Source organism: Ruegeria sp. ABD4_443, assembly GCF_056160865.1.
Genome location: NZ_JBSWYA010000007.1, coordinates 84,219 through 105,908 on the forward strand (window position 1 = coordinate 84,219; position 21,690 = coordinate 105,908).

Here is a 21,690-nt window from a genome sequence, read left to right on the forward strand (position 1 = left end):
TCAAACCCGGCGGCCTGCCGCCGCCGAAGAGCTTGCCCCCATGGTCTCATTGATCAGGGCGGGGCAAAACGATCTGGATCAAACGCGCCGGCATTTCCTTACCCTTGAAGCGCATCCCACATTTCAAGGTCCCGCTGGGCGGTCCAGATGCGGGGGGTATCGATGCCGCGGGCCTCGTCATAGGCGCGCGCGACGTTGAAGGGCAGGCAATGTTCATAGATCGCGTAATCGGCGAATTTGGGGTCGCATTCTGCGCGCACGGCGTCCCATGCCTGTTTCAGGGATCCGCCCCGCGCCGCGACCCTGGCGGCGGGATGATAGGTGCTGGCGACGAAATCGCGGGTGTTTTCGATGGCGGTGTTGACCATGTCCTTGCCGACCAGGGCCTCGCCGCGCCCAGGAGCGATGGCATCCACGTCGAACCGTTTGATTGCATCCAGCGTTCCGCCCCAGTCACCGAAATGACCGTCGCCGCAATAGCAGGCCGAGTGGTATTCGACGATGTCCCCGGTGAACATCACGTTCTGGTCCGGGACATGGATCACGATGTCACCGGCGGTATGGGCCCGCCCCAGATGCATCAGGTCGATGCGGCGGTTGCCCAGATAGACGGACATGCTGTCGTTGAAGGTCGTGGTGGGCCAGGTCAGGCCGGGGATGCTTTCGTGCCCTTCGAAAAGACGTGGAAAGCGCTGGAGTTCGCTGTCCCAGTCCTCTTGTCCGCGTTCGACGACCATGGCGCGCGCGGTGTCCGACATCAGGATCTGCTGCGCGCCATAGGCGCTGGCGCCCAGAACGCGGACGGCGTGATAATGGGTCAGGGCCACATGGGTGATCGGCTTGTCAGTGACCGAGCGGACGCATTCGATAACCTTGTTGGCCAGGCGCGGGGTGGCCTGTGCTTCGACGATCATGACACTGTCGTCGCCGATAATGACACCTGAATTGGGGTCGCCTTCGGCGGTGAAGGCATAAAGCCCGTCGCCAACCTGGGTGAAGGAGATTTTTTTCTCGGCGGTGTCGCCCTTGGACGCGAATGCCTTGGCCATGTGGAACAGTCCTTTTTCCGGTTGCGCCAGTGGCAGATGCGGGATGCCTCCGGCGGGAGTATTTGGGAAAAGACGAAGCCTGCGGGCTTATCTTTCGTACGGGTCCTTGAGCGCGGGCAGGACGGTGCCGGTGCAATCGCCGAACCCGATCGTGTACCCGTTGCCGCGTGCCGCGCCCGTCAGGGTCAGCGTGTCGCCGTCTTCGATAAAGTTGCGGGTTTCGCCTGTGTCCAGGGTCAGCGGTTCCTTGCCGCCCCAACTGAGTTCAAGCAGCGAGCCACGTTCGGGTTTGGTCGGGCCCGAAATGGTGCCCGACCCCAACAGGTCGCCGGTATTCATGGGGCATCCCGACGTCGAGTGATGCGCCAGTTGTTGCGCGGCGGAGTAGTACATTTCCCTGTAATTGGTGCGCGCCACGGTGGTTGGCTTTTGTCCCGCGGGCGCCATCGTGATGGCAAGGTCGATATCGTAGAGCATCGGGCCGCAATCCTTGAGGTGATCGAGAAGGGCGACCTGGCGGGTGGGGGTGTCGCAGCGGAACGGCTCCAGCGCGGCCTTGGTTACGATCCAGGGGCTGATCGACGTGGCCGTTGCCTTGGCCTGAAACGGGCCGAGCGGCTGGTATTCCCAGGCCTGGATGTCACGCGCGGACCAGTCGTTCAGCAGGACATAGCCAAAGATGTGGTCGTCGGCCTCTTGCACGGAAATCGGGCCGTCTGACGGAGTTCCGACAATCGCGCCCATTTCCAGTTCGATATCGAACCGGCGGCTGGGCAGGAAGGTGGGCAGGTCATGGTCGGGGGATTTCAGCTGACCCCAGGGGCGGCGAATATCGGTGCCCGAGACAACCACCGAGGACGCGCGGCCATTATAGCCGATAGGAATGTGCAGCCAGTTTGGCGGCAGGGCGTTTTCCGGGCCGCGAAACATGGAGCCCACGTTATAGGCGTGGTTCTGGCCCGCATAGAAATCCGTGTATTCGCTGACTGCGAACGGCATATGCAGTTCGGCATCCGTTTGCTGTATCAGCAGCGGTTGGACCTTGTCTTGTTCGGTGGTGTCTTCGGCCAGCAGGGCGGTCAGGCGGTTGCGCAGCGCAGTCCAGACGGCGGGGCCCTGTTCCATCAGCGGGTTCCAGAAGGGTAGATCGAACAGCGGTTCGTCGGTTAGCGAGATGAGACCCTGTGCCTCGGCCGCGGTGACGTCGAGGATCATGTCGCCGATGGCCACACCGCAATGCGGTTCGGACCCTTGGGTCGAAAAGACGCCGTAGGGCAGGTTATTGAGCGGAAACGGGTGGTCGGCAGAGTTGGCCGAGGTTACCCAGGATTTCGAAAGGGTCATTTGCATTCCTTGTCGTCTTTTTTTGTACCGCGAAGGCGGCGCCGGGACAGGGCGCGCCTGCAAGGGCCCGTTTTCATCTTTCAGTCGCTGCCGGTGTCGGCCCCGTCGGAAGCCCCTTCTTGACGGTGGCCGGGCAATGGATTGTGCTTGTAGGGGCCGCGCTTGCCGTTCCAGCGCCCCCGCCATGCCCATATCGGCAGGCAGACGAGCGCCAGAAACACGGCAATGACAATGTAACCGGCATCCATCACTTTTTGCCCTGAGTGCCGTCGAATTTCTTTTCCAGATCGGTCCAGCAGTCGATGTAATCGTCCTGCAGCGGGGCCTCGGCCGCGGCAAATGCGGTCAGGTGTTGCGGGAACCGTGTTTCGAACATGAAGGACATGGTGTTGTCCAGCTTGTCCGGCCCGAGATTGGCGTTCGACGCCTTTTCAAACGCTTCCTTGTCTGGCCCGTGGGGTATCATCATGTTGTGGAGGCTCATGCCGCCGGGGACAAAGCCCTGAGGTTTGGCGTCATACTGACCGTAGATATTGCCCATCAGTTCGGACATGATGTTCTTGTGATACCAGGGCGGGCGGAACGTGTCCTCGGCCACCATCCAGCGTTCGCGGAACAGGACAAAGTCGATATTTGCCGTGCCGGGCTGTCCCGAAGGGGCGGTCAGCACGGTAAAGATTGACGGATCCGGGTGATCGAACAGGATCGCGCCAACCGGGCAATAGGTACGCAGGTCGTATTTGTAGGGCGCGTAGTTGCCGTGCCAGGCCACCACGTCCAGCGGGCTGTGGCCGATTTTGGTGGTGTGGAACTGGCCGCACCATTTGATGGTCACGGTTGACGGGGTCTCGCGGTCTTCGAACGCGGCAACAGGGGCCTTGAAGTCGCGCGGATTGGCCATGCAGTTGGCCCCGATCGGACCGCGGCCCGGCAGTTCGAATTTCTGGCCGTAATTTTCGCAGACAAAACCCCGCGCCGGTCCTTCGAGAACCTCGACGCGGTACAGAAGCCCCCGTGGCAGAATGGCGATTTCCTTGGGCTCCAGGTCGATGACGCCCAGTTCAGTGGCAAAACGCAGGCGGCCTTCCTGTGGCACCACCAGCAGTTCGGAATCGGCCGAGAAGAAATAGTCGTCGACCATCGATTCGGTGACCAGATAGATATGGCTCGCCATCCCCACCTGGGTGTTCACATCGCCCGCGGTGGTCATGGTCCGCATGCCGGTCAACCATGTCAGCGGCGCATCGGAATGAGGCACCGCGTCCCATCGGTACTGGCCCAGGCTGATTACATCAGGATCGACACAAGGCGCCGATTTCCAATAGGGCAGGGCAATTTTTTCGTAGCGATGAGAATGCTTGACCGACGGGCGGATGCGGTAACACCACGTGCGTTCGGGCGGGTTTGCGGTGAAGGCCGTGCCGCTGAGCTGTTCGCCATAAAGGCCATAGTTACATTTCTGCGGGCTGTTCATGCCTTGCGGCAACGCATCGGGCAGGGCTTCGGTTTCAAAGTCGTTGCCAAAGCCGGGCATATACCCCGCATGGGTGCCGACGGGCGTGCTGGCTTGGGTCATTGCGATCGGATCAGTCGGACGATTCATGGCGTGTTCCTCCGTTTCTGCTTGTCGCATAATAGTTGATTTTGTAACTAACAAGAATGACCCCGCCAGAAAATCCCGAAAATGATGCGTTCGACCTGCAGAACTTCCTGCCATTTTTGTTGAACCAGGCGGCCGAGGGAAGCTCGCTTGAGTTTCAGCGCGTCTACAAGGATCGTTATGGCATGCTGCGCACCGAATGGCGGGTTCTGTTCCACCTGGGCAGCTATGGTGAGATGACGGCCCGTGACATCGGTCAGCGGGCAAAGATACATAAAACCAAGATCAGCCGGGCCGTGCACAAGCTGGAGCAGCGCCGATACCTGAAGCGAAGCCGCGATGAAAAGGACCGCCGCGTCGAGAGGTTGGCCCTGACCCCGGCAGGCCAAACCGTGTATAACGAGCTGCGCGGAATTGCCCGCGACTATGACGCCCGTCTGGCCGGGAAATTCACGTCGGGTGAAACCGCGTTGCTGCGGATGATGCTGCGGCGCCTGGCAGGTTTGGATTAAGCACTGGTAATTTTGGCGCTTTGGCCCCAGATGGAAGTCACACAAATCCGGGAATGATCATGACACGCCTCGATGTGGATGCCGCAAAAACAAGAGACCTGATTGACTGGCTGGTGGCGCGCGGGTTGGAAGGTGCCGGCAAGGAAGAGTTGCTGGATGGCTATTGCAACATGCTTGTTGATCTCGGGGTGCCCTTGATGCGGTTTCACGCGGCGCAATCCGCGCTGCATCCGGTTTATGGCGGAACCGGTTACAGCTGGTACCAGGGGCAGGGGGGCGATTATCAAACCTTTGAATATTCCGATGAACCAAGCGAGGTCTGGCAGCGTAGCCCTCTGTTCGCAATTCTGAACGAAGATATCTGCGATTTGCGCGAACGGTTGGTCGAACAGAATGAACCAAGCCGGTTCCCACTGCTGAACGAGCTGCGTGAAAACGGGGCAACGGACTATTTTGCGACCGGCGTCACGTTCGACAATCCGACCCATAACAGCCCCAGGGATGCCAAGAAACCCGTCGAGGGGGTGCTGATGTCGTGGACCAGCAACGCGCCCGAAGGATTTGGCGACCGCGACCTTGGTATGATTAACGCGGCGCTTCCGCATTTGGGCCTGGCGTTGAAATCCGCCTCCAGCACGCGGGTCGCACAGGATCTGATGCGCGTCTATCTGGGGCGCGATGCTGGGCAACGGGTTCTGTCCGGTGAAATCCGGCGCGGATCGTTACAGCAGATCGACGCGGTGATCTGGAATTTCGATCTTGAGAATTTTACCAGCCTGTCCGAAGACCTGCCCGGCACAGACATCATCGAAATGCTGAATGACTATTTGGCGGTTGCCGTCGATGTGGTGCATTCATGCGGCGGCAGTATCCTGAAATTCATGGGCGATGGGCTGATGGCCATGTTCGATGTCGGCGATATCGACGCGGATGCGCGTGCGGCGCTGGGGGCCGTGACCCTGTTGCAAAAGAACATGGCAGAGCTGAACGCGCAGCGCGTGGCCGCCGACCTGCCGGTATCGAACTATACGCTGGCCCTGCATGCGGGTGAAATCCTGTATGGGAATATCGGTGCCGAAAGCCGGTTGGATTTCACGGTCATCGGCCCGGCGGTGAACCAGACGGCGCGGATTGCGGGCATGCATCGCTCGCTTGGGCAACGTATTCTGATCTCGGACGACGTGGCCCGTGCGGCGCAGCCTTGCGCGGATGAGTTGATCTCGGTCGGGCGCTACATGTTGCGTGGTGTAGCCGAGCCGAAAGAGCTGTTCACGGTGTATCAGCCGGGTTAATGACTTGGGCTTGGCTGTGCAAAGCCAAGCTCAATTCGACCGGTGCCGTGGCTTACACTTGCGGTCATATCCGGCTGCTGGCCAAAAACGCGAGCAAATCAAACCCGGTTTTGCCAAGGGTTTGTGACCGCAAGGTTCAATTGCTGGATTGATCGAGGGCCATTTTCGCGCCCGCGGCCTATTCACACCCATTGTGGCGGCGCCACATGTTCGGATCATGTCCTTCCGGAACATTTGCGCATGGGTCGTCCGCATATCCACGCAAGACACCGTATCTTTGGATTTGAACATCACTGAGAAGCCCGGGCGTGGCCAGATGCCGTGAGAGGTGGATGAATCGCAGCGCGGCGCGTGCTTCGGCTGCATCTGCAAGCAGGTCGCGCAGCGTCTGTTCGGAAAGGTCAGAACCGGCGAAGGCATTGCTCAAAGCTGTCTCGGCTGCGATGAAACGCTCGCCCGCAGCGATGGCGGCGGTGCGCATTTCTTCGTATACTGCTGAGATTGCCTCCACTTGATCCGCGGAAAGGTCCAGCTCTTCCTGCAGCTCAAGAAGATGTGCCGGGCCGGGCAGGCCATTCAACTCGGCCGGCAAGGCAAGGCCCCAGCCGCCGCCGCGTTGTATCTCTTGGATATCCTGTTCCGAAAGGCTTTTGACCTCGCGTGTTTCAAAGCCTGCATACGGGCCGTTGCTTTCGCCATGCCCGTGGTCCTGCCCGAATACAGCAAGCGGTAGAAATGCAAGGATCACGGCTAGGGGTTTCGCGGGGCGTACAGCCATTGCTTCCCTCTGCGTTGATGGTTCGGATTGCAGCGCAGAAACCTAAGCATGCGCGCAATAGCAAAGCAACTGACAACCGATTTCGGCCTTCGTCGGCCCAACCGTCAAAAGTCGATCTCGACCCCCGGCAGGTTCAGTTCCTTCATCATGTCGCGCAGTTCCTGCCGCGCGGCGATGTTTGAGATATTGAGCTGCTTTACCCCGATATCCTTGAGGTCCAGCAAGGTCAGGCCGCGTGGGAACAGTTCGCGGAAAATGACCCGCTCGGAAAAGCCCGAGGCCACGCGAAAACCGATGCGCTGTGACAGCATCTCGATGGCGCGTTGCATCTTTTCCTTGTTGACCATGCGCTGGGTGCCGACGCGGTTGCGCACGACGACCCAGTCGATCGGTTTCAGCCCGGCCTGCGCCCGCAACTGACGCGCGTTCCAGACCATTTCGGAATAGACCGAGGGGCCCAGGATCTTTTCGCCTTTGGCATCGACCCGCGCCAGCAGGTCAAAGTCAATGAAGCTGTCGTTGAGAGGGGTTACCAGCGTGTCGGCCAGGGAATGCGCCACCTGGCTGAGGCGGGTATGCGAACCGGGACAGTCAATCAGGATAAAATCGCTGTCGCTTTCAAGTTCGGCGACCGCGGCCGACAACCGGTGGTCATAGATGTTTTCGCCCGGTTTCAGGGTGCTGGCGTCAATCTCTGGCAGATCATGGTGTCTGGGGCTTGGCAGCGACAGGTCCGAACCGTTCAGAAAATGCCCCCGGTTTTCGAAATAACGCCCCAGGCTGCGTTGGCGCAGGTCCAGGTCCAGCGTGCTGACCTTGTGACCCAGACGCGCCAGAGCGGTTGCGACATGCATCGAAACCGTCGATTTGCCCGCGCCGCCTTTTTCGTTTCCGACCACAATGATATGTGCCATGCCTGCGTTCCCAAACCTTGCCGTGTTTGCATACACGTTGTTGCAGGCCACTATATGTTGTGTTGGTTGTGAAGGGAAGAACCCCCCGCATCGCAATTTCCCAATATCTGCGCCAATTGCCGGAAAACCGGGGCGACGGGCCGAAGCGGGCGGCTGAGCTTTCCGAAAGAGTGGTACTTGCCGGCCCTGACGCGCGCCGGACGTTCTTGGCCATAGCATCTGCAAAGCCGACCGACAGAGCATGTTTGCAACCTCTGGGCGTCACCATTGTCGCGCAGGTTCCCGCCTGAAACCGGGGCGTCCGGGAAAGGGTTGTTCTAAAAAGCATCAGTTTATGATATATTATGTCTGCTTTTTATTGCCTTAAGCCCGACTTCTTCGGGCGCATTTTTGCGAAGTAATTACAGCGGTTTTTCGAAGACTGAGCCAGCTCAAGAGGTGTAGCTATGTCCAATTCAATTAATTTGTCCCCATTTCACGGTACCGCCGGTCGCCATCCGACACGCGCCTTCCTGGATTCACTCAGCGGGCATGATGACCCCGGAAATTTCGGGCGGATGTTCCCCGGGTTGCCGCCATTGCATGTCGATGACGCAAAGCTGGACGAGCTTGCCGATGCCATGATGGACGCAAGCGGACAGACCCATGACAATGGGGATATCCCGGCCGGGTTTACATACCTTGGCCAATTCGTGGATCACGACATCACGCTGGATCTTACATCGCTGGGTGAAAAGATGCGCGACCCGACGGCGGTCGAGAATTTCCGCTCTCCCAGTCTTGATCTCGACAGCATCTATGGGCGCGGGCCCGATGGCAGCCCGCATCTTTATGCCCGCGATCCCAATACGTTCGGGACAACGGCCAAGCTGCTGATCGGCAGCAATGTCACCGTCGGGTTTGGCGGGGTCACGGGCGATTTCCGCAATGACCTGCCCAGAAGCCCCGAAGGCCGCGCCCTGATCGGTGACCACCGGAATGACGAAAACCTGATCGTTGCACAGACACATCTGGCGTTTCTCAAATTCCACAACAAGGTGGTCGACCACCTGTCTGCCCAGGGGCAAAGCGACGACACGCTGTTCCATGCAGCACGCCAGACGACGACATGGCACTATCAGTGGCTGGTGTTGCATGACTTCCTTGGACGGCTGACCATGCCGGGCACCGTCGACAAGATCCTGCATGACGGGCGGAAATTCTACCGCTTCAAGAAATTCCCCTATATGCCGGTCGAATTCTCTGGCGCGGTCTATCGTCTGGGCCATTCGATGGTGCGTCAATCCTATGACTATAACAGGATTTTTGACGCGGCTGATTTCTCGCTTTTGTTTGGGTTCACCGGCTTGTCCGGCAGCATCGTCGGCGATCTGGCCCCGCAGCCGCCGGTAGGGCCGCTGCCCATCGAGCGGTTGCCAAGCAACTGGATAATCGACTGGCGCCGGTTCTACGACATCGACAGCAGTGGCCTGACGCAATCATCGCGTAAGATCGACGGGCTTCTTGCGGCCGAGTTGCATCAGCTGCCCGGCGGTGGCGGAAACCTTGCCGCCCGGAACCTCAAGCGCGGTGTTCAGCTTGGTCTGCCTTCTGGCCAGATGATTGCCGACGCGATGCATCTGTCGCCGGGCGACAAGATGACCGCGTCCGAGATCGCAACCGGCCCGGACGGTGCGGTGGCCCAGAGCCATGGCATGCACGAACAAACCCCGCTTTGGTATTACATCCTGAAAGAGGCCGAGGTGAAGGGCGGCGGGCAACGTCTTGGCCCCGTCGGGTCGATCATCGTGTCCGAGGTCCTGGTCGGGCTGGTTCACGGGGATCGGCAGTCTTACCTGTGGCAAAACGGAACAAGCTGGCGGCCGACGCTTCCGTCGCAAACCCAGGGCGACTTTACCATGGCCGACCTCTTGCGGTTCGTGGATGAGATCAATCCGATTGGCGATAACTAAGGCCACGCGGGCCAGCCGGTTCTGCCCGGCTTCATAAAACAAAAAAGGCCGCCCGAACCGGCGGCCTTTCTCGTGTAAATCGGGTCGGGATCAGAAACCCAGACCTTCGTATTTCTTTTTGAACTTCGACACGCGGCCGCCAGCGTCCATCAGGCGCGACGAGCCACCGGTCCACGCCGGATGCGAGGAGGGGTCGATTTCCAGGGCCAGCTGGTCGCCTTCGGCGCCCCAGGTGGATTTCATCTGAACCACGGTGCCATCGGTCATTTTGACGTTGATGACGTGATAATCGGGATGGATGTCTTTTTTCATCTTTCCGCTCCTTACGCCTCGGCGCCAGCCTTGGGCTTGTAGTTGGTGACCTCTGCGATACGTGCGGATTTACCGCGACGGGTGCGCAGATAGTACAGTTTGGCGCGACGGACGCGGCCACGGCGGACAACGGTGATGCTGTCGATGTTGGTCGAATGCAGGGGGAACACACGCTCCACGCCTTCGCCAAACGAGATTTTGCGGACGGTGAACGAACCGGCGATGCCTTCGCCGCCTTTGCGCGCGATGCAGACGCCTTCGTAGTTCTGCACACGGGTGCGCGACCCTTCGGTCACTTTAAAGCCGACACGAACGGTGTCACCGGCTTTGAAATCGGGGATGTCTTTCCCCAGGGCGGCAATCTGTTCCGCCTCAAGCTGTGCGATCAGGTCCATCGCAGTTTCTCCTATCTGCTCGTGGTTGGTCCACGAAGTTTGGGCACGGCCTGAGAGCTCTTGGTCTTCACCGGGTCCTGCGCACAGCCCGCCAGAGATCAGATCGAATGTTCCTTTGGTCTGGTCTGTTGCGCCGCGTCCCGCCGAAGAAAGCCAGGCATGACGACATCAACAACCAAAAACACCGGAGTCGCGTTTCACGACACCGGATTGCGGTCGTTTAGGGAATTCGACGCCTGTGATCAAGCCCTAAACGCAGGATTTGTACCGTGGTTGGCCGGAATCCAGTGGGAATCCGCCGTCAGGGAAAACACGCATTGCCTTGGTGCCGGGAAACGGCATTCTGAACCCAATTGTCCGAGCAGAAATTTGAAACGGAATATCATGATACGCACAGTGCTTTTGATGGCAGCCCTGGCGGCGACACTTGCGGCTTGTGGGCGGCGCGCCCCGTCGCCGCAGGTCATTGCGCCGCCGCAGGGTCCGGCGGCCGGAACCTTTGTGTCTCCGGCGGTAATCTACCCGCAATTCGGCGACGCGGACCCGCATGAATGGGAACGGCGCCATCCGGGTCTGTACCCGGTTCACGGGTTGGACGTGTCGCGATGGCAGGGCGATATCGACTGGCCAACGGCCAAGGCGTCGGGCGTCAGTTTCGTGTTCATCAAGGCCACCGAGGGTGGCGATTTCAAGGACCCGCTGTTCGACGACCATCGGCGCGGAGCCCAGGCTGCGGGCGTGCCGTGGGGTGCTTATCACTATTACTATTTCTGCCGCCCGGCGGCCGAACAGGCGCGTTGGTTCATCGACAACGTTCCGCAAGGCGCGGGGCTGCCCCATGTTCTGGACATGGAATGGACGCCGCATTCAAAGACATGCACGCTGCGCCCCGACGGGAAAACCGTTCGTGAAGAAGCCGAGAAGTTTCTGAACATCCTGGAAAGGCACTATGGCCGCCGTCCCATCGTATACACGACGGTCGATTTCTACCGCGATACCAACATAGGAAGGTTGCCCAAAACCGAGTTCTGGCTGCGCTCTGTTGCAGGGCACCCGCGGCAGGTCTATCCCAAGGCCATTTGGCGGTTCTGGCAATATACCGGAACGGGTCTTGTTCCCGGTGTCGAGGGCAAGGTTGATATCAATGTCTTTAACGGACCGCCCGAGCAATGGGCGGCCTGGCAGGCCGGTCTGTACTAACCGGATCGCTGCCCCGCCACTGTTACTCGGTTTCGTCGGACCCCTGGTGTTTCTGCCATAGGTCCGGCCGGCGCTTGCGCGTCAGATCAAGGGCGGTGGCATGGCGCCATTCGGCGATGCGCCCATGGTGGCCGGACATCAGGACATCGGGAATGGTCCGTCCCTTCCACTCGGCCGGGCGGGTATATTGCGGGTGTTCCAGCAGCCCCGAAGAAAAGCTTTCGTCTTCGGTCGATGCCTGGTTTCCCAGCACGCCGGGGATCAGCCGCACCGTGGCGTCGATCAACGCCTGTGCCGCGATCTCGCCGCCGGTCATGACAAAATCGCCCAGGCTGACCTCTTGTATGCCGTAATGTTCCAGAACGCGTTCATCCACGCCTTCGAACCGGCCGCACAACAGGGTCATGCCGTCGCAGCGGGCCAGGTTCTGCATCATCTGCTGGTCCATCGGCCGCCCCCGCGGGCTGAGATAGATCAGCGGCCAGTTGCCCCGAACACCTTCCATCGTGTGTTCGATCGCGTCGCCCAGCACATCCGCCCGCAGGACCATACCGGCACCACCGCCCGCAGGAGTGTCATCGACATTGCGATGCTTGCCAATGCCGAATTGCCGCAGATCGACGGTTTCAAGCTGCCACAATCCGTCCTGCAGGGCCTTGCCCGTCAGGCTTTCACCCAGAACGCCGGGAAAGGCCGATGGGAACAGGGTGATGACCTTGGCCTTCCACACGCCATGCAGGTCAGGTGTGGGGGTCAGCAACTCGCGGGGTTTCAAAGTCGGGCGAATGGCCTTGCGACCGTGGGATTTTCCGGGTGTCTGAGTCATCATGTACCGACCTGATCGCCATGGGCGTTTTGAACGATTGCTGCCTTTTGTCTGACAAGCGCCGCTTCGTCCAGCCTTGACCGGTTCAGCAACAGCAGCTCTTGCAGCGCCTCGGCGGGCAGTTGGGTGTTGGTCTGTGTCGGCCCGACCAATTGCGCGGCCTTGGGCCGGGGCAGGTTCAGGAACGCCGCAAACGGGTCGCCGGGCCCGAAAGTCAGATTCTGCATATCCTCCAACCATTCGGTTTGCACCCGGACCGCCGGTATCCGGTCCTGAATGGCACGGGCGGTGGATTGGGGTGACGGCAACGGGTCAAGCTTGGCGCGATACGCGTCGTAATCCAGAACCAGGCGGGTGCGTTGCAGGTCATGCGCCCACAGGCTGCGCAACCATCCGCCGCGCTGGCGCAGCGACAGGTAGACAGTCAGGTCGACATCCTGTCCGGCAAAGGTATCCCGCACCCGGTCGACCAGGCAGGCCGCAAGGTCCGGTGCCGCACCATAGCCCACTTCTGTGTTCCGGCTTGGGCGCAGACCCGCGAAATTCTCTTCGCTCAGGATCAGGCCGCGCTTGTCGCCGAAATCCAAAGTGGACAGGAACTGCCCGATTTGGGTGCTGAAATCCCCAAGCGTCCCGGACGTGCCATAGACGGAATACCGCGTGGCGGCATCGGCCAACCCGGATTTCCGGGTCTTGTACGGAAGAACCAGCGCGAAATGCGGCCAAATCAGTTCTCGGTTTTCGAACAGAAAGGACTGGGCCGCCGTGGTTCCTGTTTTGTGAAGCCCAAGATGCAGCAGCACCCGCCGCATTACAGCAATCCGTCTGGCGGATCGGCAATGATCCGGCCCTGTTCCAGATCAACGGTCGGCACGGCCTCTAGTGTGAACGGCAGCAAAACCGTGGATTTCAGGCCCGGTCCGTGCAGCTCCAGCAGGTCCGCCGCGCCGTGGTTCTGAACCGATTTCACCCGGCCCAGAAGGGTGCCGCCGGTGTCATAGACCTCAAGCCCGATCAGGTCGGTGTGATAGAACTCGTCATCCGGCAGCGAGGGCAACTGATCGCGCCGCGCAAACAGGCGCAGACCGTTCAACGCATCCGCCTGCTCCTTGGTCTCAACCCCGCCCAGCCGGGCGGCAAAGCCGTTTTTGATCGGGCGGGTCAGGACCACGGGGTAACGCTCTTTCCCGGTCTCGTCGGTCAGGGGCGAATAGCCCTCGATATCCTCGGGCACGGCGCAAAAGCTTTTCAGCCGCACCTCGCCGCGCACCCCGTACGAGCCCGCAATGCTGCCGACACAGATCAGATCACTCATTTCGACCTTCCGTCACACATAGCCCGCCCCGCCATTGCCCGACCCCCTCGCAGGCCTCGCGCTGGTTCGAGCGTTCGAAAAACACGCCCACAATAAAGGCGATTGCCAGCAGGATGGGAAGCCGTAACAATCCAAACATGCCTAGCGCACCTCGATGGGCAAAGAAGCATCGCGGCATTCCCAGCCGACCTGCTCCAATTCCGGTGTATCCGAGGGGGCCTCGGGCCAGCCCACGCAGAAATACCCGATCAACCGCCAGTCTTCTGGCACATCCAGATCGCGCGCCATCTGGTCAGGATCAAGGATCGACACCCAGCCCAGGCCCAAACCTTCTGCCCTTAAGGCCAGCCAGAACAGGGTGATGGCCGAGACCACGGAATAACGCCGCATCTCGGGCATGGTGTCTGCGCCCAGACCTTGCCCCTTGTCAGTGGCATCGTCGCAGAACACGGCCAGCTGAACCGGGGATTCCTTCATCCCCGACAGTTTCAACCGGCTGTACAGCTGCGCCTTTTCGCCGGAATACCCGTTCAGCGCCTGTTCGTTTGCGGCTTGGAAATTCTTCAATGCCGCGTCGCGCGCGGCCTCACTTTCGACGCGGATCACGCGCCAGGGTTCGCTGAGCCCTACCGAAGGGGCCAGCAGAAATGCGTCGAGGCAGCGCGTCAGCACTGCCTCGTCCACAGGGTCGGCGCGGAACCGGCGCACATCGCGCCGGAGCCGCATCAACAGATCAAACTGCGTGCGAAAATCGTCGGTGAAAGCCTGATTCTGCACGCGCCCGCCTGCTTATTCTTCTGCAGCCGCTTCTTCAGCCGGTGCAGCAGCTGCTTCGGCAGCTTCAGCAGCCTTTGCAGCTTTCTCTTCTGCGCGCTCTTGGGCTTTCTTGCCCGGGGTACCCTTGTTGGGGTTGTTGCGCTCGGCCTTGTCACGGGTGCCGGCCGCTTCGAGCATACGTGCGATACGGTCGGTGGGCTGTGCGCCCTGATCCAGCCAGTACTGGATCCGCTCCATGTTCATTTTCACGCGCTCTTCGCTGTCTTTCGGCAGCAGCGGGTTGTAGGTGCCCAGTTTCTCGATGAAACGGCCATCACGGGGCATGCGGCTGTCAGCAGCTACGATGCGATAGAAGGGACGTTTTTTCGAGCCGCCGCGGGCGAGACGAATTTTCATTGCCATGGTGGTATCTCCTTTAGATGGCGTTTGCCGGGATCATTTCCGGCTATTCTTGGTAGTCGTTGAACCGGAACGTCACTCTTGATGTTTCCGGTGGTGTCGGATGACTTCCTGAATGATGAAGTTCAGGAAAGCCTTGGCGAAATCGGGGTCCAGATCGGCCTCTTTCGCCAGGTCTTCTAGCCGTGCGATCTGCGCAGCTTCGCGCGAGGGATCGGACGGGGGAAGGTCGTGTGTCGCTTTCAGCTTGCCAACGGCCTGCGTGTGTTTGAACCGCTCACCCAGCGTATAGACAAGGATCGCGTCCAGCCGGTCGATGCTTTCGCGGTGTTCTTTCAGCAGTGCGGCCGCGCGCGTCACGGGGTTGGTCATTGGCCGGTCCTTTCGGTGGTCAGGTCAATCTGAGGGTGCCGCCAGATCTGCGCGTGCTTGCCCAAAAGCTCTGCGTTCTCAATCTCCAGCGTTGCACCAAGGCGCATGGCCAACGCGCGCGAGCGGTCATTGGCGTGGGCGATATAGCTGATAACGCCGTTCAACCCCTGATGACGCGCCGCATAGTCGCGCGCCGCGGCGGCGGCTTCAAAGCCCAGGCCTTTGCCTTCGGCCTCTGCCATCAGTGTCCAACCCAGCTCGGGCTCGGCCCAGCCGGGGACGTCGATAATACCGGCCCAGCCGACGAATGAACCGCTGGCCTTTTCGGTCAGGTGCCACAGGCCATAGCCCCGCAGCGCCCAATGCCCCAGACGACTGGTCAACGTGCTCCAGCTTCCCAGTTCGTCCTTGGGGCCGCCCACCATATGGCTGCGCTGGGTGGCGTAGAACGCGGTCATTGCCGGCAGGTCATCCAGCTGCGGCGCGCGCAGCACCAGACGTTCGGTTTCGACGGTGGGGATGGTGAAAGAGGTCATGCGTAGGCCTCTATACCGCCATTCACCAGATCGGCAGGCGCGGGATGCCGCCAGATCTCGGACTGGCCGAACTTGGGGTGATCATAGTGATATTCGAACTGCGCACCCAGCCGCTGGGCCACGGCTTTGCTTGCGTGATTGTCGAGATCAATCAGCGAAATCGCTGTTTCCCAGCCCAGAACGTCGTAGGCATAGGACCGCGCAGCCAGCGCCGCCTCGGTCGCATAGCCCTTGCCGGTTGCATGCGCCATCAGTGTCCAGCCGATCTCGGGTTCGGGCCAGCCTTCGGGGAACCAAAGCCCGATCCGCCCCACATAGGTGCCGGAATCTTTTTCGTCGACGCTCCAGAACCCGTAACCGCGCAGCGCCCAATGCCCCAGCAGCGAGGCGACCACCCGCCACACTTCGTCCCGGCGCAACGGGCCACCAACGAACTTCGCAGCTTCGCTGGCGAAGAACGCGGTGTCCGCGTCCAGATCGGCCTCGGACGGCGCGCGCAGGATCAGGCGCTCGGTCTCAAGGGTGGGGATATGTTGGGCGATCAGGTTCACTTTTTCTTGCCAAACCCGCTGAGGCCCGGAGGCAGGCCCATGCCGCCGCCCAGTCCGGGCATGCCGCCGGGCATCTTGCCACCCATGGCCTTGGCCGCCTGTTCCAGCGCCTTGGGGTCCATGCCTGCGGCCATATCCTCAGGCGAAGGGCCGCCTTTGCCGAACATGCCCTTCATGGCCTGTTTCAGCATCTTGCCTTTGCCCATCTTGCCCATCTTTTTCATCATGTCCGACATCTGCCGGTGCATCTTGATCAACTTGTTGAGGTCGCTGACCTCCATCCCCGAACCGGCTGCGATCCGTTTCTTGCGGCTGGCCTGCAGCAGTTGCGGATTGGCGCGTTCGCGTTTGGTCATCGACTGGATCATGGCGATCTGCTGGCGCAGGATCTTGTCGTCCAGACCGGCCTGATCCATCTGCTTGGCCATCTTGCCCATGCCCGGCATCATGCCCATCATGCCCTGCATGCCGCCCATCTGGATCATCTGTTCCAGCTGCATTTTCAGGTCGTTCATGTTGAACTGACCTTTGACCATGCGCTTCATCATGCGCTCGGTCTGTTCCATCTCCATCGTTTCCTGGGCCTTTTCGACCAGGGCAACGATGTCGCCCATGCCCAGAATACGTCCGGCGATCCGGTCCGGCTCGAAGGTTTCGAGCGCGTCCATCTTCTCGCCCAGACCGACAAAGCGGATCGGCTTGCCGGTAACCGCGCGCATCGACAGTGCCGCACCGCCGCGCCCGTCACCATCCATCCGGGTCAGAACCACGCCCGAGATGCCGACCTTGGCGTCGAACTCTTCGGCCACCTCAACGGCGACCTGACCGGTCAGGCCGTCAACCACCAGCAGGGTCTCGCGCGGGTCCACCACGTTGCGCACCTGCTCGACCTCGTCCATCAGGACCTCGTCGATGTGCAGACGGCCCGCAGTGTCCAGCATGTAGACGTCATAGCCGCCCAGTGTCGCCTGCTGCTTGGCGCGTTTGGCGATGTCGACGGGCGACTGACCCGGAACAATCGGCAGCGTATCGACGCCGACCTGCGTGCCCAGAACGGCCAGCTGATCCATCGCCGCCGGGCGATAGACGTCGAGCGAGGCCATCAGGACCTTTTTGCCCTCTTTCTCTTTCAGGCGCTTGGCGAGCTTGCCGGTCGTGGTCGTCTTACCCGAGCCCTGCAGACCGACCATCAGGATCGGAGCGGGCGGGTTGTCGATCTTAAGCTTGCCGGGGTCTTCTTCGCCGCGCAGGGTGTCGACCAGCGCGTCATGCACGATCTTGACGACCTGCTGGCCGGGGGTGATCGATTTGGTCACCGCCTGGCCGGTCGCCTGTTCCTGCACCTTCTTGACGAACGCGCGCGCCACCGGCAGCGAGACGTCGGCCTCAAGCAATGCAACGCGCACCTCGCGCAGGGCGGTTTTGACGTCTTCTTCGGACAGCGCGCCTTGTTTCGTCAGCCGGTCAAAGACACCGGAAAGGCGTTCGGATAGATTTTCAAACATGCCTTCGGCCTCCTATGCCGGTTATCTAATGGCGTGCCCTACATAGGTTGCGCCGGTTAAATGCACAAACGCCCCCTCCCACTGAAATGAACGTGGGGGTAATGCCAAATGGCATTGCCCCCACGGGCGAAACTCGCTGGTGGGGGGCGATCCCTGAACGACTCAAGGGACCGGAAGGTCAGACGCTTCCGGATGTTTGCACGGGCTTTAGGCCGATTGACTGCCCGAGTCAACCTTGTGCGCGGCTAGCCAGTCATTGACGGCATCGACCAGCCGGTGCGAACCGCGACCACTGACATAGGCCGTCACGATCGGGTGCCTGCCGACGCTCATGCCCCTGTCCAGCACCAGAACGGGCCGATGTAATTCAGACGAGCCTCTGTCGCTGTTGGATGTCGTTGTTTCGACCACCGCATGGGACAGGTTTGAAAGCACATGCTCGACCGTATCATAGCCAAAGACGGATTGGCGGCGGATAAGAATACGGTCGTTGGGACGGTCCAGAATGACCTGCACGCGGCGGACAAAGACGCAAAAGGCCGCCAGGCCCATGCCACCGCCGAAAAGGGCAAAGAAAATGCCAAACAAAACGCCTTCGCCGCCTTCGCTGGCCATGAAGAGGCCCGCTCCGACAAAGCAGAGGGTAAAGACAACCAGCATGACACCAATCAGCCAAGGCGTGTTGGACAGGATCAATTGGTCCGGGGTGTTGCGTGTGATTTTCATGGCGGAACGCTAGCACCGAAGTCAGGCGCTGTCGTGGCTTGAATTTACCTGTCGGTTGCGCAATGAGCGCGTCAAACAGGAGGCTCTTATGGACGCATCATCCGCCTATCAGGACACGCTACCGCTCAGCTCTGACGCGCTGCTGGCGCAGTTGGATAATTGGGGGCTGGCTTGCCGGTTGCACAGCCATATCCCGCTGCGCACGGTCGAGGACGCCAAGGCGGTCGAGGACCAGTTCTTGGTGCCGGGCGAAAACACCCTGCGGCTTAAGAACCTGTATCTGCGCGACCGGAAAAAGCGGAACTACCTGCTGTCATTGGAACAAAGCCGCGAGATCGACCTCAAGGCGCTGGGGGCAGAGCTTGGCGTCGGCAGCTTGTCCTTTGGTTCGGCGGATCGTTTGTATCAAAACCTCGGTATCCGCCCCGGGGCCGTCAGCCCCTTGGCGATGATCAACGGGGTTCGGAACGACGTGCGGTTTTTCATGGATGCCGCCGGACAGCAGGCAGATGTGATCAACATGCACCCGCTGGTCAATGACCGGACCATCGCGATGCCGCGCGCCGATCTGATGGCCTTCTTTGACCAAATCGGATGCCAGGTGACCTGGTTGTCCTGACCTGCGCAGCTGAGCCTGAGACAGCGGGACGGGCGGGTAGACAAACAGCGGGGTATCCAACCCCGCCCCGGTTCCTTGTTGTTTTCCCGTGAATCGCCCCACCTTTCGCCGACCGGCCCGGACGAGGCGTTTCAACAGGAACCCGTTGGGCGTTCAGGCCGCGAGTTCTGCGACAGCTTTCTGCGCATTCGACAATGTCGCTTCGGCGTCCCGGGCCATCTGATCTGCGGCGATAACGTCGACATGGTCGATGCCGATGAACCCAAGGACGTGCTTGGCGTAATTGGTGGCAAAGTCGATTTCGGAGCCGACCCGAGTGCCGCCCGAGGCGATGGCCAGGATCGCCCGCTTGCCCGTCAACAGGCCTTGTGGCCCGTTTTCCGTATAGGAAAACGTCAGGCCTGCGCGGGCCACGAGGTCGATCCAGGCCTTGAATGCCGCCGGAACCGAAAAGTTATAGATCGGCAGCCCGATGACGATTGTATCGGCCCGAGCCAGCTCGTCGACCAGTTCATCGGACAGGGCCAGCCGATCCCGTTGTGTGGCGTCACGCTGGTCGGCGGGGGTGAAGTTGGCCGCGATCCAGTCTTCGGTCAGCAGGGGCAGGGGGGTTGCCAGGTCGCGGCGGATGATGCGCCCGGCGCCCAGGTGGTTGACGATGCGCTGCGACAGGTCACGCGTGGCCGAACCGTTCCGGCGGGCCGAGGCATCAATGTGAAGAATGGTCTTGGTCATGTCATAGGGTCCTTGTGTTACAGGGAACTTGCGTCTGCCCTTAACTTGAGCATTGCATCCGCGAACAAAAGTCGACTATACAAACATCGAGTGTTTGAAATTGCACAATGGAAATGTCGCCATGGATAACTGGGATGAGGTCCGAACGGCTTACCAGGTGGCCCGTATGGGGACCGTCAGCGGCGCGGCCGAGGTGCTGGGCGTACACCACGCCACGGTGATCCGTCACATCGACGCAATCGAGGCACGGCTGGCGGTCAAGCTGTTTCAGCGCCACGCCCGTGGATACACACCGACCGAGGCCGGTCAGGACCTGCTGCGCGTTGCGCAGGCCACCGAGGACCAGTTCAATCAACTGGTAGGCCGGATGAAGGGCCGGGGCGATGACGTTTCGGGCGAACTTGTGGTGACGTCGCTGGCATCGCTTGCGCCCCTGGTGGTGCCGACGCTGACCGAATTCCAGCAATCACATCCCGAACTGATCGTGCGTTACCTGACGGGCGACAGGCTTTTCCGGCTGGAATATGGCGAGGCGCATGTGGCCATCCGTGCCGGCGCGGCCCCGGATCAGCCTGACAACGTGGTGCAGCCTTTCGTGACCCAGCAGGTCGGGCTTTATGCCCACAAGGACTATATCTCGCGGCACGGGGCCCCGTCCGGGGTCGAAGATTTTGGCAATCACAGATTCGTTTGCGTCGACGACGAAAACAGCCGGGCGCCCTTTTCCCGCTGGCTGCGGGCGAATGCGCCAGCCCAGGCGATCACCTTCCGCTGCTCGGACAACTTCTCGGTGGCCGAGGCGGTAATGGCCGGGGCCGGGGTCGGGTTCATGGCCCGCTGGGAGGCCGCCAGGAACCCGCACCTGGTAGAGGTGATGGACCCCCTGCAGGAATGGTGGGGAAAGCTGTGGCTGGTTACCCATGTCGATCTGCACCGAACGACCAAGGTGCAGGCGTTTCTGGCGCATCTGAAAGAGCAGGCCAAAGGCTGGATGGCATGAGCCCGCAGGCGCGCGGCCATTTGGCAATGCTGGTCTTTTCAGCGCTGGTTGCGGGCAGCTTTTCGCTGGGGTCGATGATTGCGAACGAGATCGCACCCGCGGCGCTGAACGCGGCGCGTTTTGCGATTGCCGCAATCGTGATCGGCATTGCCGCGCTGGCGACGACCGGCATTCCCAAAAGCGCGGCCAGCGCGCCGTGGCGCTATCTTGTGCTGGGCGGCCTGTTCTCGACCTATTTTGTTTTGATGCTCTACGGACTCAAAACGGCGGCCCCGGTCAGTGCGGCCGCCGTGTTCACGCTGACGCCGATCCTGTCGGCGCTGGCCGGTTGGGTTCTGCTGCGCCAGGTGACGACGCCGCATATGGCGCTGGCGCTTGCGGTCGGCGCAACCGGCGCCTTGTGGGTTGTTTTCCGGGCCGACTGGCTGGCGTTTCGCGCCTTTGAGATCGGGCAGGGCGAGGTTATCTATTTCTGGGGATGCGCGGCACATGCGCTGTATACCCCCATGGTACGGAAACTGAACCGCGGCGAGTCGCCGATTGTGTTTACCTTTGGCACATTGGTCGCAGGGTGCATTCTGCTGGTGGCCTTTGGCTGGTCGGACATTCGGGCAACCGACTGGGTGAACCTGCCGCCAATTGTCTGGATCGGCCTGTTCTATGTGGCTATCTGTGCCAGCGCGACGACCTTTGTGCTGTTGCAATACGCCACCCTGTTGCTGCCCTCGGCCAAGGTGATGGCCTATACCTACCTGACCCCGACCTGGGTGATCATCTGGCAAATTGCGCTGGGACAGCCCGCACCGGGGGCGCTGATCCTGGTGGGTGTGGTGTTGACAGCCATTGCGCTGGTTCTGCTGCTCAGGGGCGATCCGCTGAGGTCGCAGGATCGGCTTCAAACCTCGGACTGAAGTTGGACGCATTTGGCGGATCGTTCCGCCCTGGCAAGGAAAAGGGCCGAAAAGGGCCGGAAAGGAAGGC

At 60.7% G+C, this 21,690-nt stretch carries 27 protein-coding genes; 7 read left to right on the forward strand and 20 right to left on the reverse strand.

Annotated features, from left to right (window positions below; all coding sequences use genetic code 11):
- Nucleotides 1–98: 98 nt before the first annotated feature.
- From ACXAG8_RS14305 to hmgA, 4 genes are all read right to left on the reverse strand, one after another.
- On the reverse strand, nt 99–1,049 hold the full coding sequence (locus ACXAG8_RS14305; RefSeq protein WP_475227074.1) for an MBL fold metallo-hydrolase: 951 nt from the start codon (nt 1,047–1,049) through the stop codon (nt 99–101).
- Nucleotides 1,050–1,136: 87 nt separating this feature from the next.
- Nucleotides 1,137–2,393 carry a fumarylacetoacetase gene (fahA, locus tag ACXAG8_RS14310; protein ID WP_475227078.1) on the reverse strand — a complete coding sequence of 419 codons (1,257 nt, stop codon included), beginning with the start codon at nt 2,391–2,393 and terminating at the stop codon, nt 1,137–1,139.
- A gap of 80 nt (nt 2,394–2,473) precedes the next feature.
- Complete coding sequence (locus tag ACXAG8_RS14315) at nt 2,474–2,641, reverse strand: hypothetical protein (protein WP_475227083.1); 168 nt, start codon at nt 2,639–2,641, stop codon at nt 2,474–2,476.
- Nucleotides 2,641–3,996 (reverse strand): homogentisate 1,2-dioxygenase, encoded by a 1,356-nt coding sequence (hmgA, locus tag ACXAG8_RS14320; RefSeq protein ID WP_475227086.1) that lies wholly within the window; start codon nt 3,994–3,996, stop codon nt 2,641–2,643. Before hmgA ends, ACXAG8_RS14315 begins: the two co-directional genes overlap by 1 nt.
- 56 nt (nt 3,997–4,052) lie before the next feature.
- Between hmgA and ACXAG8_RS14325 the strand changes: the two genes are divergently transcribed.
- Both ACXAG8_RS14325 and ACXAG8_RS14330 read left to right on the forward strand, forming a co-directional pair.
- Complete coding sequence (locus tag ACXAG8_RS14325) at nt 4,053–4,505, forward strand: MarR family winged helix-turn-helix transcriptional regulator (RefSeq protein WP_475227089.1); 453 nt, start codon at nt 4,053–4,055, stop codon at nt 4,503–4,505.
- A 59-nt stretch (nt 4,506–4,564) separates the two neighbouring features.
- Entirely contained in the window at nt 4,565–5,797 is a 1,233-nt protein-coding gene (locus ACXAG8_RS14330; protein ID WP_475227098.1) for an adenylate/guanylate cyclase domain-containing protein, read from the forward strand.
- Between the two features lie 178 nt (nt 5,798–5,975).
- Here the strand turns inward: ACXAG8_RS14330 and ACXAG8_RS14335 are convergent, their stop codons facing one another.
- A complete protein-coding gene (locus tag ACXAG8_RS14335; RefSeq protein WP_475227102.1) occupies nt 5,976–6,575 on the reverse strand; it encodes a Spy/CpxP family protein refolding chaperone in 600 nt (199 codons plus the stop codon).
- 104 nt (nt 6,576–6,679) lie between these two features.
- On the reverse strand, nt 6,680–7,489 hold the full coding sequence (locus tag ACXAG8_RS14340) for a division plane positioning ATPase MipZ (protein ID WP_475227106.1): 810 nt from the start codon (nt 7,487–7,489) through the stop codon (nt 6,680–6,682).
- 446 nt (nt 7,490–7,935) lie between these two features.
- Between ACXAG8_RS14340 and ACXAG8_RS14345 the strand changes: the two genes are divergently transcribed.
- Nucleotides 7,936–9,441 (forward strand): peroxidase family protein, encoded by a 1,506-nt coding sequence (locus tag ACXAG8_RS14345; protein ID WP_475227109.1) that lies wholly within the window; start codon nt 7,936–7,938, stop codon nt 9,439–9,441.
- A 90-nt stretch (nt 9,442–9,531) separates the two neighbouring features.
- Here the strand turns inward: ACXAG8_RS14345 and rpmE are convergent, their stop codons facing one another.
- Nucleotides 9,532–9,753, reverse strand: a complete 222-nt coding sequence (gene rpmE, locus ACXAG8_RS14350) for a 50S ribosomal protein L31 (RefSeq protein ID WP_170428949.1) — start codon at nt 9,751–9,753, stop codon at nt 9,532–9,534.
- An 11-nt stretch (nt 9,754–9,764) separates the two neighbouring features.
- Nucleotides 9,765–10,148, reverse strand: coding sequence for a 50S ribosomal protein L19 (gene rplS / locus ACXAG8_RS14355; RefSeq protein ID WP_475227112.1), 384 nt, complete (start codon nt 10,146–10,148; stop codon nt 9,765–9,767).
- A 387-nt stretch (nt 10,149–10,535) separates the two neighbouring features.
- On the opposite strand from rplS, the gene ACXAG8_RS14360 reads away from it, so the two are divergent.
- Nucleotides 10,536–11,348, forward strand: a complete 813-nt coding sequence (locus ACXAG8_RS14360; RefSeq protein WP_475227454.1) for a glycoside hydrolase family 25 protein — start codon at nt 10,536–10,538, stop codon at nt 11,346–11,348.
- 22 nt (nt 11,349–11,370) lie between these two features.
- Here ACXAG8_RS14360 and trmD read toward each other — a convergent pair whose 3' ends face one another.
- The 11 genes from trmD to ACXAG8_RS14415 form a co-directional block, all read right to left on the reverse strand.
- Entirely contained in the window at nt 11,371–12,174 is an 804-nt protein-coding gene (gene trmD / locus ACXAG8_RS14365; protein ID WP_475227457.1) for a tRNA (guanosine(37)-N1)-methyltransferase TrmD, read from the reverse strand.
- A complete protein-coding gene (locus ACXAG8_RS14370) occupies nt 12,174–12,986 on the reverse strand; it encodes a hypothetical protein (protein ID WP_475227115.1) in 813 nt (270 codons plus the stop codon). The genes trmD and ACXAG8_RS14370 overlap by 1 nt, the downstream gene beginning before the upstream one ends.
- Entirely contained in the window at nt 12,986–13,489 is a 504-nt protein-coding gene (gene rimM / locus ACXAG8_RS14375; RefSeq protein ID WP_475227122.1) for a ribosome maturation factor RimM, read from the reverse strand. The genes ACXAG8_RS14370 and rimM overlap by 1 nt, the downstream gene beginning before the upstream one ends.
- The gene (locus tag ACXAG8_RS14380; RefSeq protein ID WP_475227125.1) at nt 13,482–13,628 is read right to left on the reverse strand and encodes a hypothetical protein; all 147 of its coding nucleotides are present in this window, start codon (nt 13,626–13,628) and stop codon (nt 13,482–13,484) included. The genes rimM and ACXAG8_RS14380 overlap by 8 nt, the downstream gene beginning before the upstream one ends.
- Before the next feature lie 2 nt (nt 13,629–13,630).
- Nucleotides 13,631–14,266 carry a 5,6-dimethylbenzimidazole synthase gene (gene bluB / locus ACXAG8_RS14385; RefSeq protein WP_475227129.1) on the reverse strand — a complete coding sequence of 212 codons (636 nt, stop codon included), beginning with the start codon at nt 14,264–14,266 and terminating at the stop codon, nt 13,631–13,633.
- Nucleotides 14,267–14,278: 12 nt separating this feature from the next.
- Nucleotides 14,279–14,668 carry a 30S ribosomal protein S16 gene (gene rpsP / locus ACXAG8_RS14390; protein WP_170350323.1) on the reverse strand — a complete coding sequence of 130 codons (390 nt, stop codon included), beginning with the start codon at nt 14,666–14,668 and terminating at the stop codon, nt 14,279–14,281.
- A 72-nt stretch (nt 14,669–14,740) separates the two neighbouring features.
- The gene (locus ACXAG8_RS14395; RefSeq protein ID WP_475227134.1) at nt 14,741–15,037 is read right to left on the reverse strand and encodes a chorismate mutase; all 297 of its coding nucleotides are present in this window, start codon (nt 15,035–15,037) and stop codon (nt 14,741–14,743) included.
- Nucleotides 15,034–15,573, reverse strand: a complete 540-nt coding sequence (locus ACXAG8_RS14400; protein WP_475227137.1) for a GNAT family N-acetyltransferase — start codon at nt 15,571–15,573, stop codon at nt 15,034–15,036. The genes ACXAG8_RS14395 and ACXAG8_RS14400 overlap by 4 nt, the downstream gene beginning before the upstream one ends.
- Entirely contained in the window at nt 15,570–16,124 is a 555-nt protein-coding gene (locus tag ACXAG8_RS14405) for a GNAT family N-acetyltransferase (RefSeq protein ID WP_475227140.1), read from the reverse strand. The genes ACXAG8_RS14400 and ACXAG8_RS14405 overlap by 4 nt, the downstream gene beginning before the upstream one ends.
- Nucleotides 16,121–17,629 carry a signal recognition particle protein gene (ffh, locus tag ACXAG8_RS14410; RefSeq protein ID WP_475227143.1) on the reverse strand — a complete coding sequence of 503 codons (1,509 nt, stop codon included), beginning with the start codon at nt 17,627–17,629 and terminating at the stop codon, nt 16,121–16,123. The genes ACXAG8_RS14405 and ffh overlap by 4 nt, the downstream gene beginning before the upstream one ends.
- 207 nt (nt 17,630–17,836) lie before the next feature.
- Nucleotides 17,837–18,355, reverse strand: a complete 519-nt coding sequence (locus tag ACXAG8_RS14415) for a hypothetical protein (RefSeq protein WP_475227146.1) — start codon at nt 18,353–18,355, stop codon at nt 17,837–17,839.
- Between the two features lie 88 nt (nt 18,356–18,443).
- Here ACXAG8_RS14415 and ACXAG8_RS14420 point away from each other — a divergent pair, with 88 nt between their 5' ends.
- Complete coding sequence (locus ACXAG8_RS14420; protein ID WP_475227149.1) at nt 18,444–18,974, forward strand: prolyl-tRNA synthetase associated domain-containing protein; 531 nt, start codon at nt 18,444–18,446, stop codon at nt 18,972–18,974.
- Between the two features lie 153 nt (nt 18,975–19,127).
- On the opposite strand, the gene ACXAG8_RS14425 is transcribed toward ACXAG8_RS14420, so the two are convergent.
- On the reverse strand, nt 19,128–19,709 hold the full coding sequence (locus tag ACXAG8_RS14425) for an FMN-dependent NADH-azoreductase (protein ID WP_475227152.1): 582 nt from the start codon (nt 19,707–19,709) through the stop codon (nt 19,128–19,130).
- 121 nt (nt 19,710–19,830) lie between these two features.
- On the opposite strand from ACXAG8_RS14425, the gene ACXAG8_RS14430 reads away from it, so the two are divergent.
- Both ACXAG8_RS14430 and ACXAG8_RS14435 read left to right on the forward strand, forming a co-directional pair.
- Nucleotides 19,831–20,709: a LysR family transcriptional regulator gene (locus ACXAG8_RS14430; RefSeq protein WP_475227156.1), complete on the forward strand. Its 879-nt coding sequence runs from the start codon at nt 19,831–19,833 to the stop codon at nt 20,707–20,709.
- Nucleotides 20,706–21,620 (forward strand): DMT family transporter, encoded by a 915-nt coding sequence (locus tag ACXAG8_RS14435; RefSeq protein WP_475227162.1) that lies wholly within the window; start codon nt 20,706–20,708, stop codon nt 21,618–21,620. Before ACXAG8_RS14430 ends, ACXAG8_RS14435 begins: the two co-directional genes overlap by 4 nt.
- The last annotated feature ends 70 nt before the right edge of the window (nt 21,621–21,690 follow it).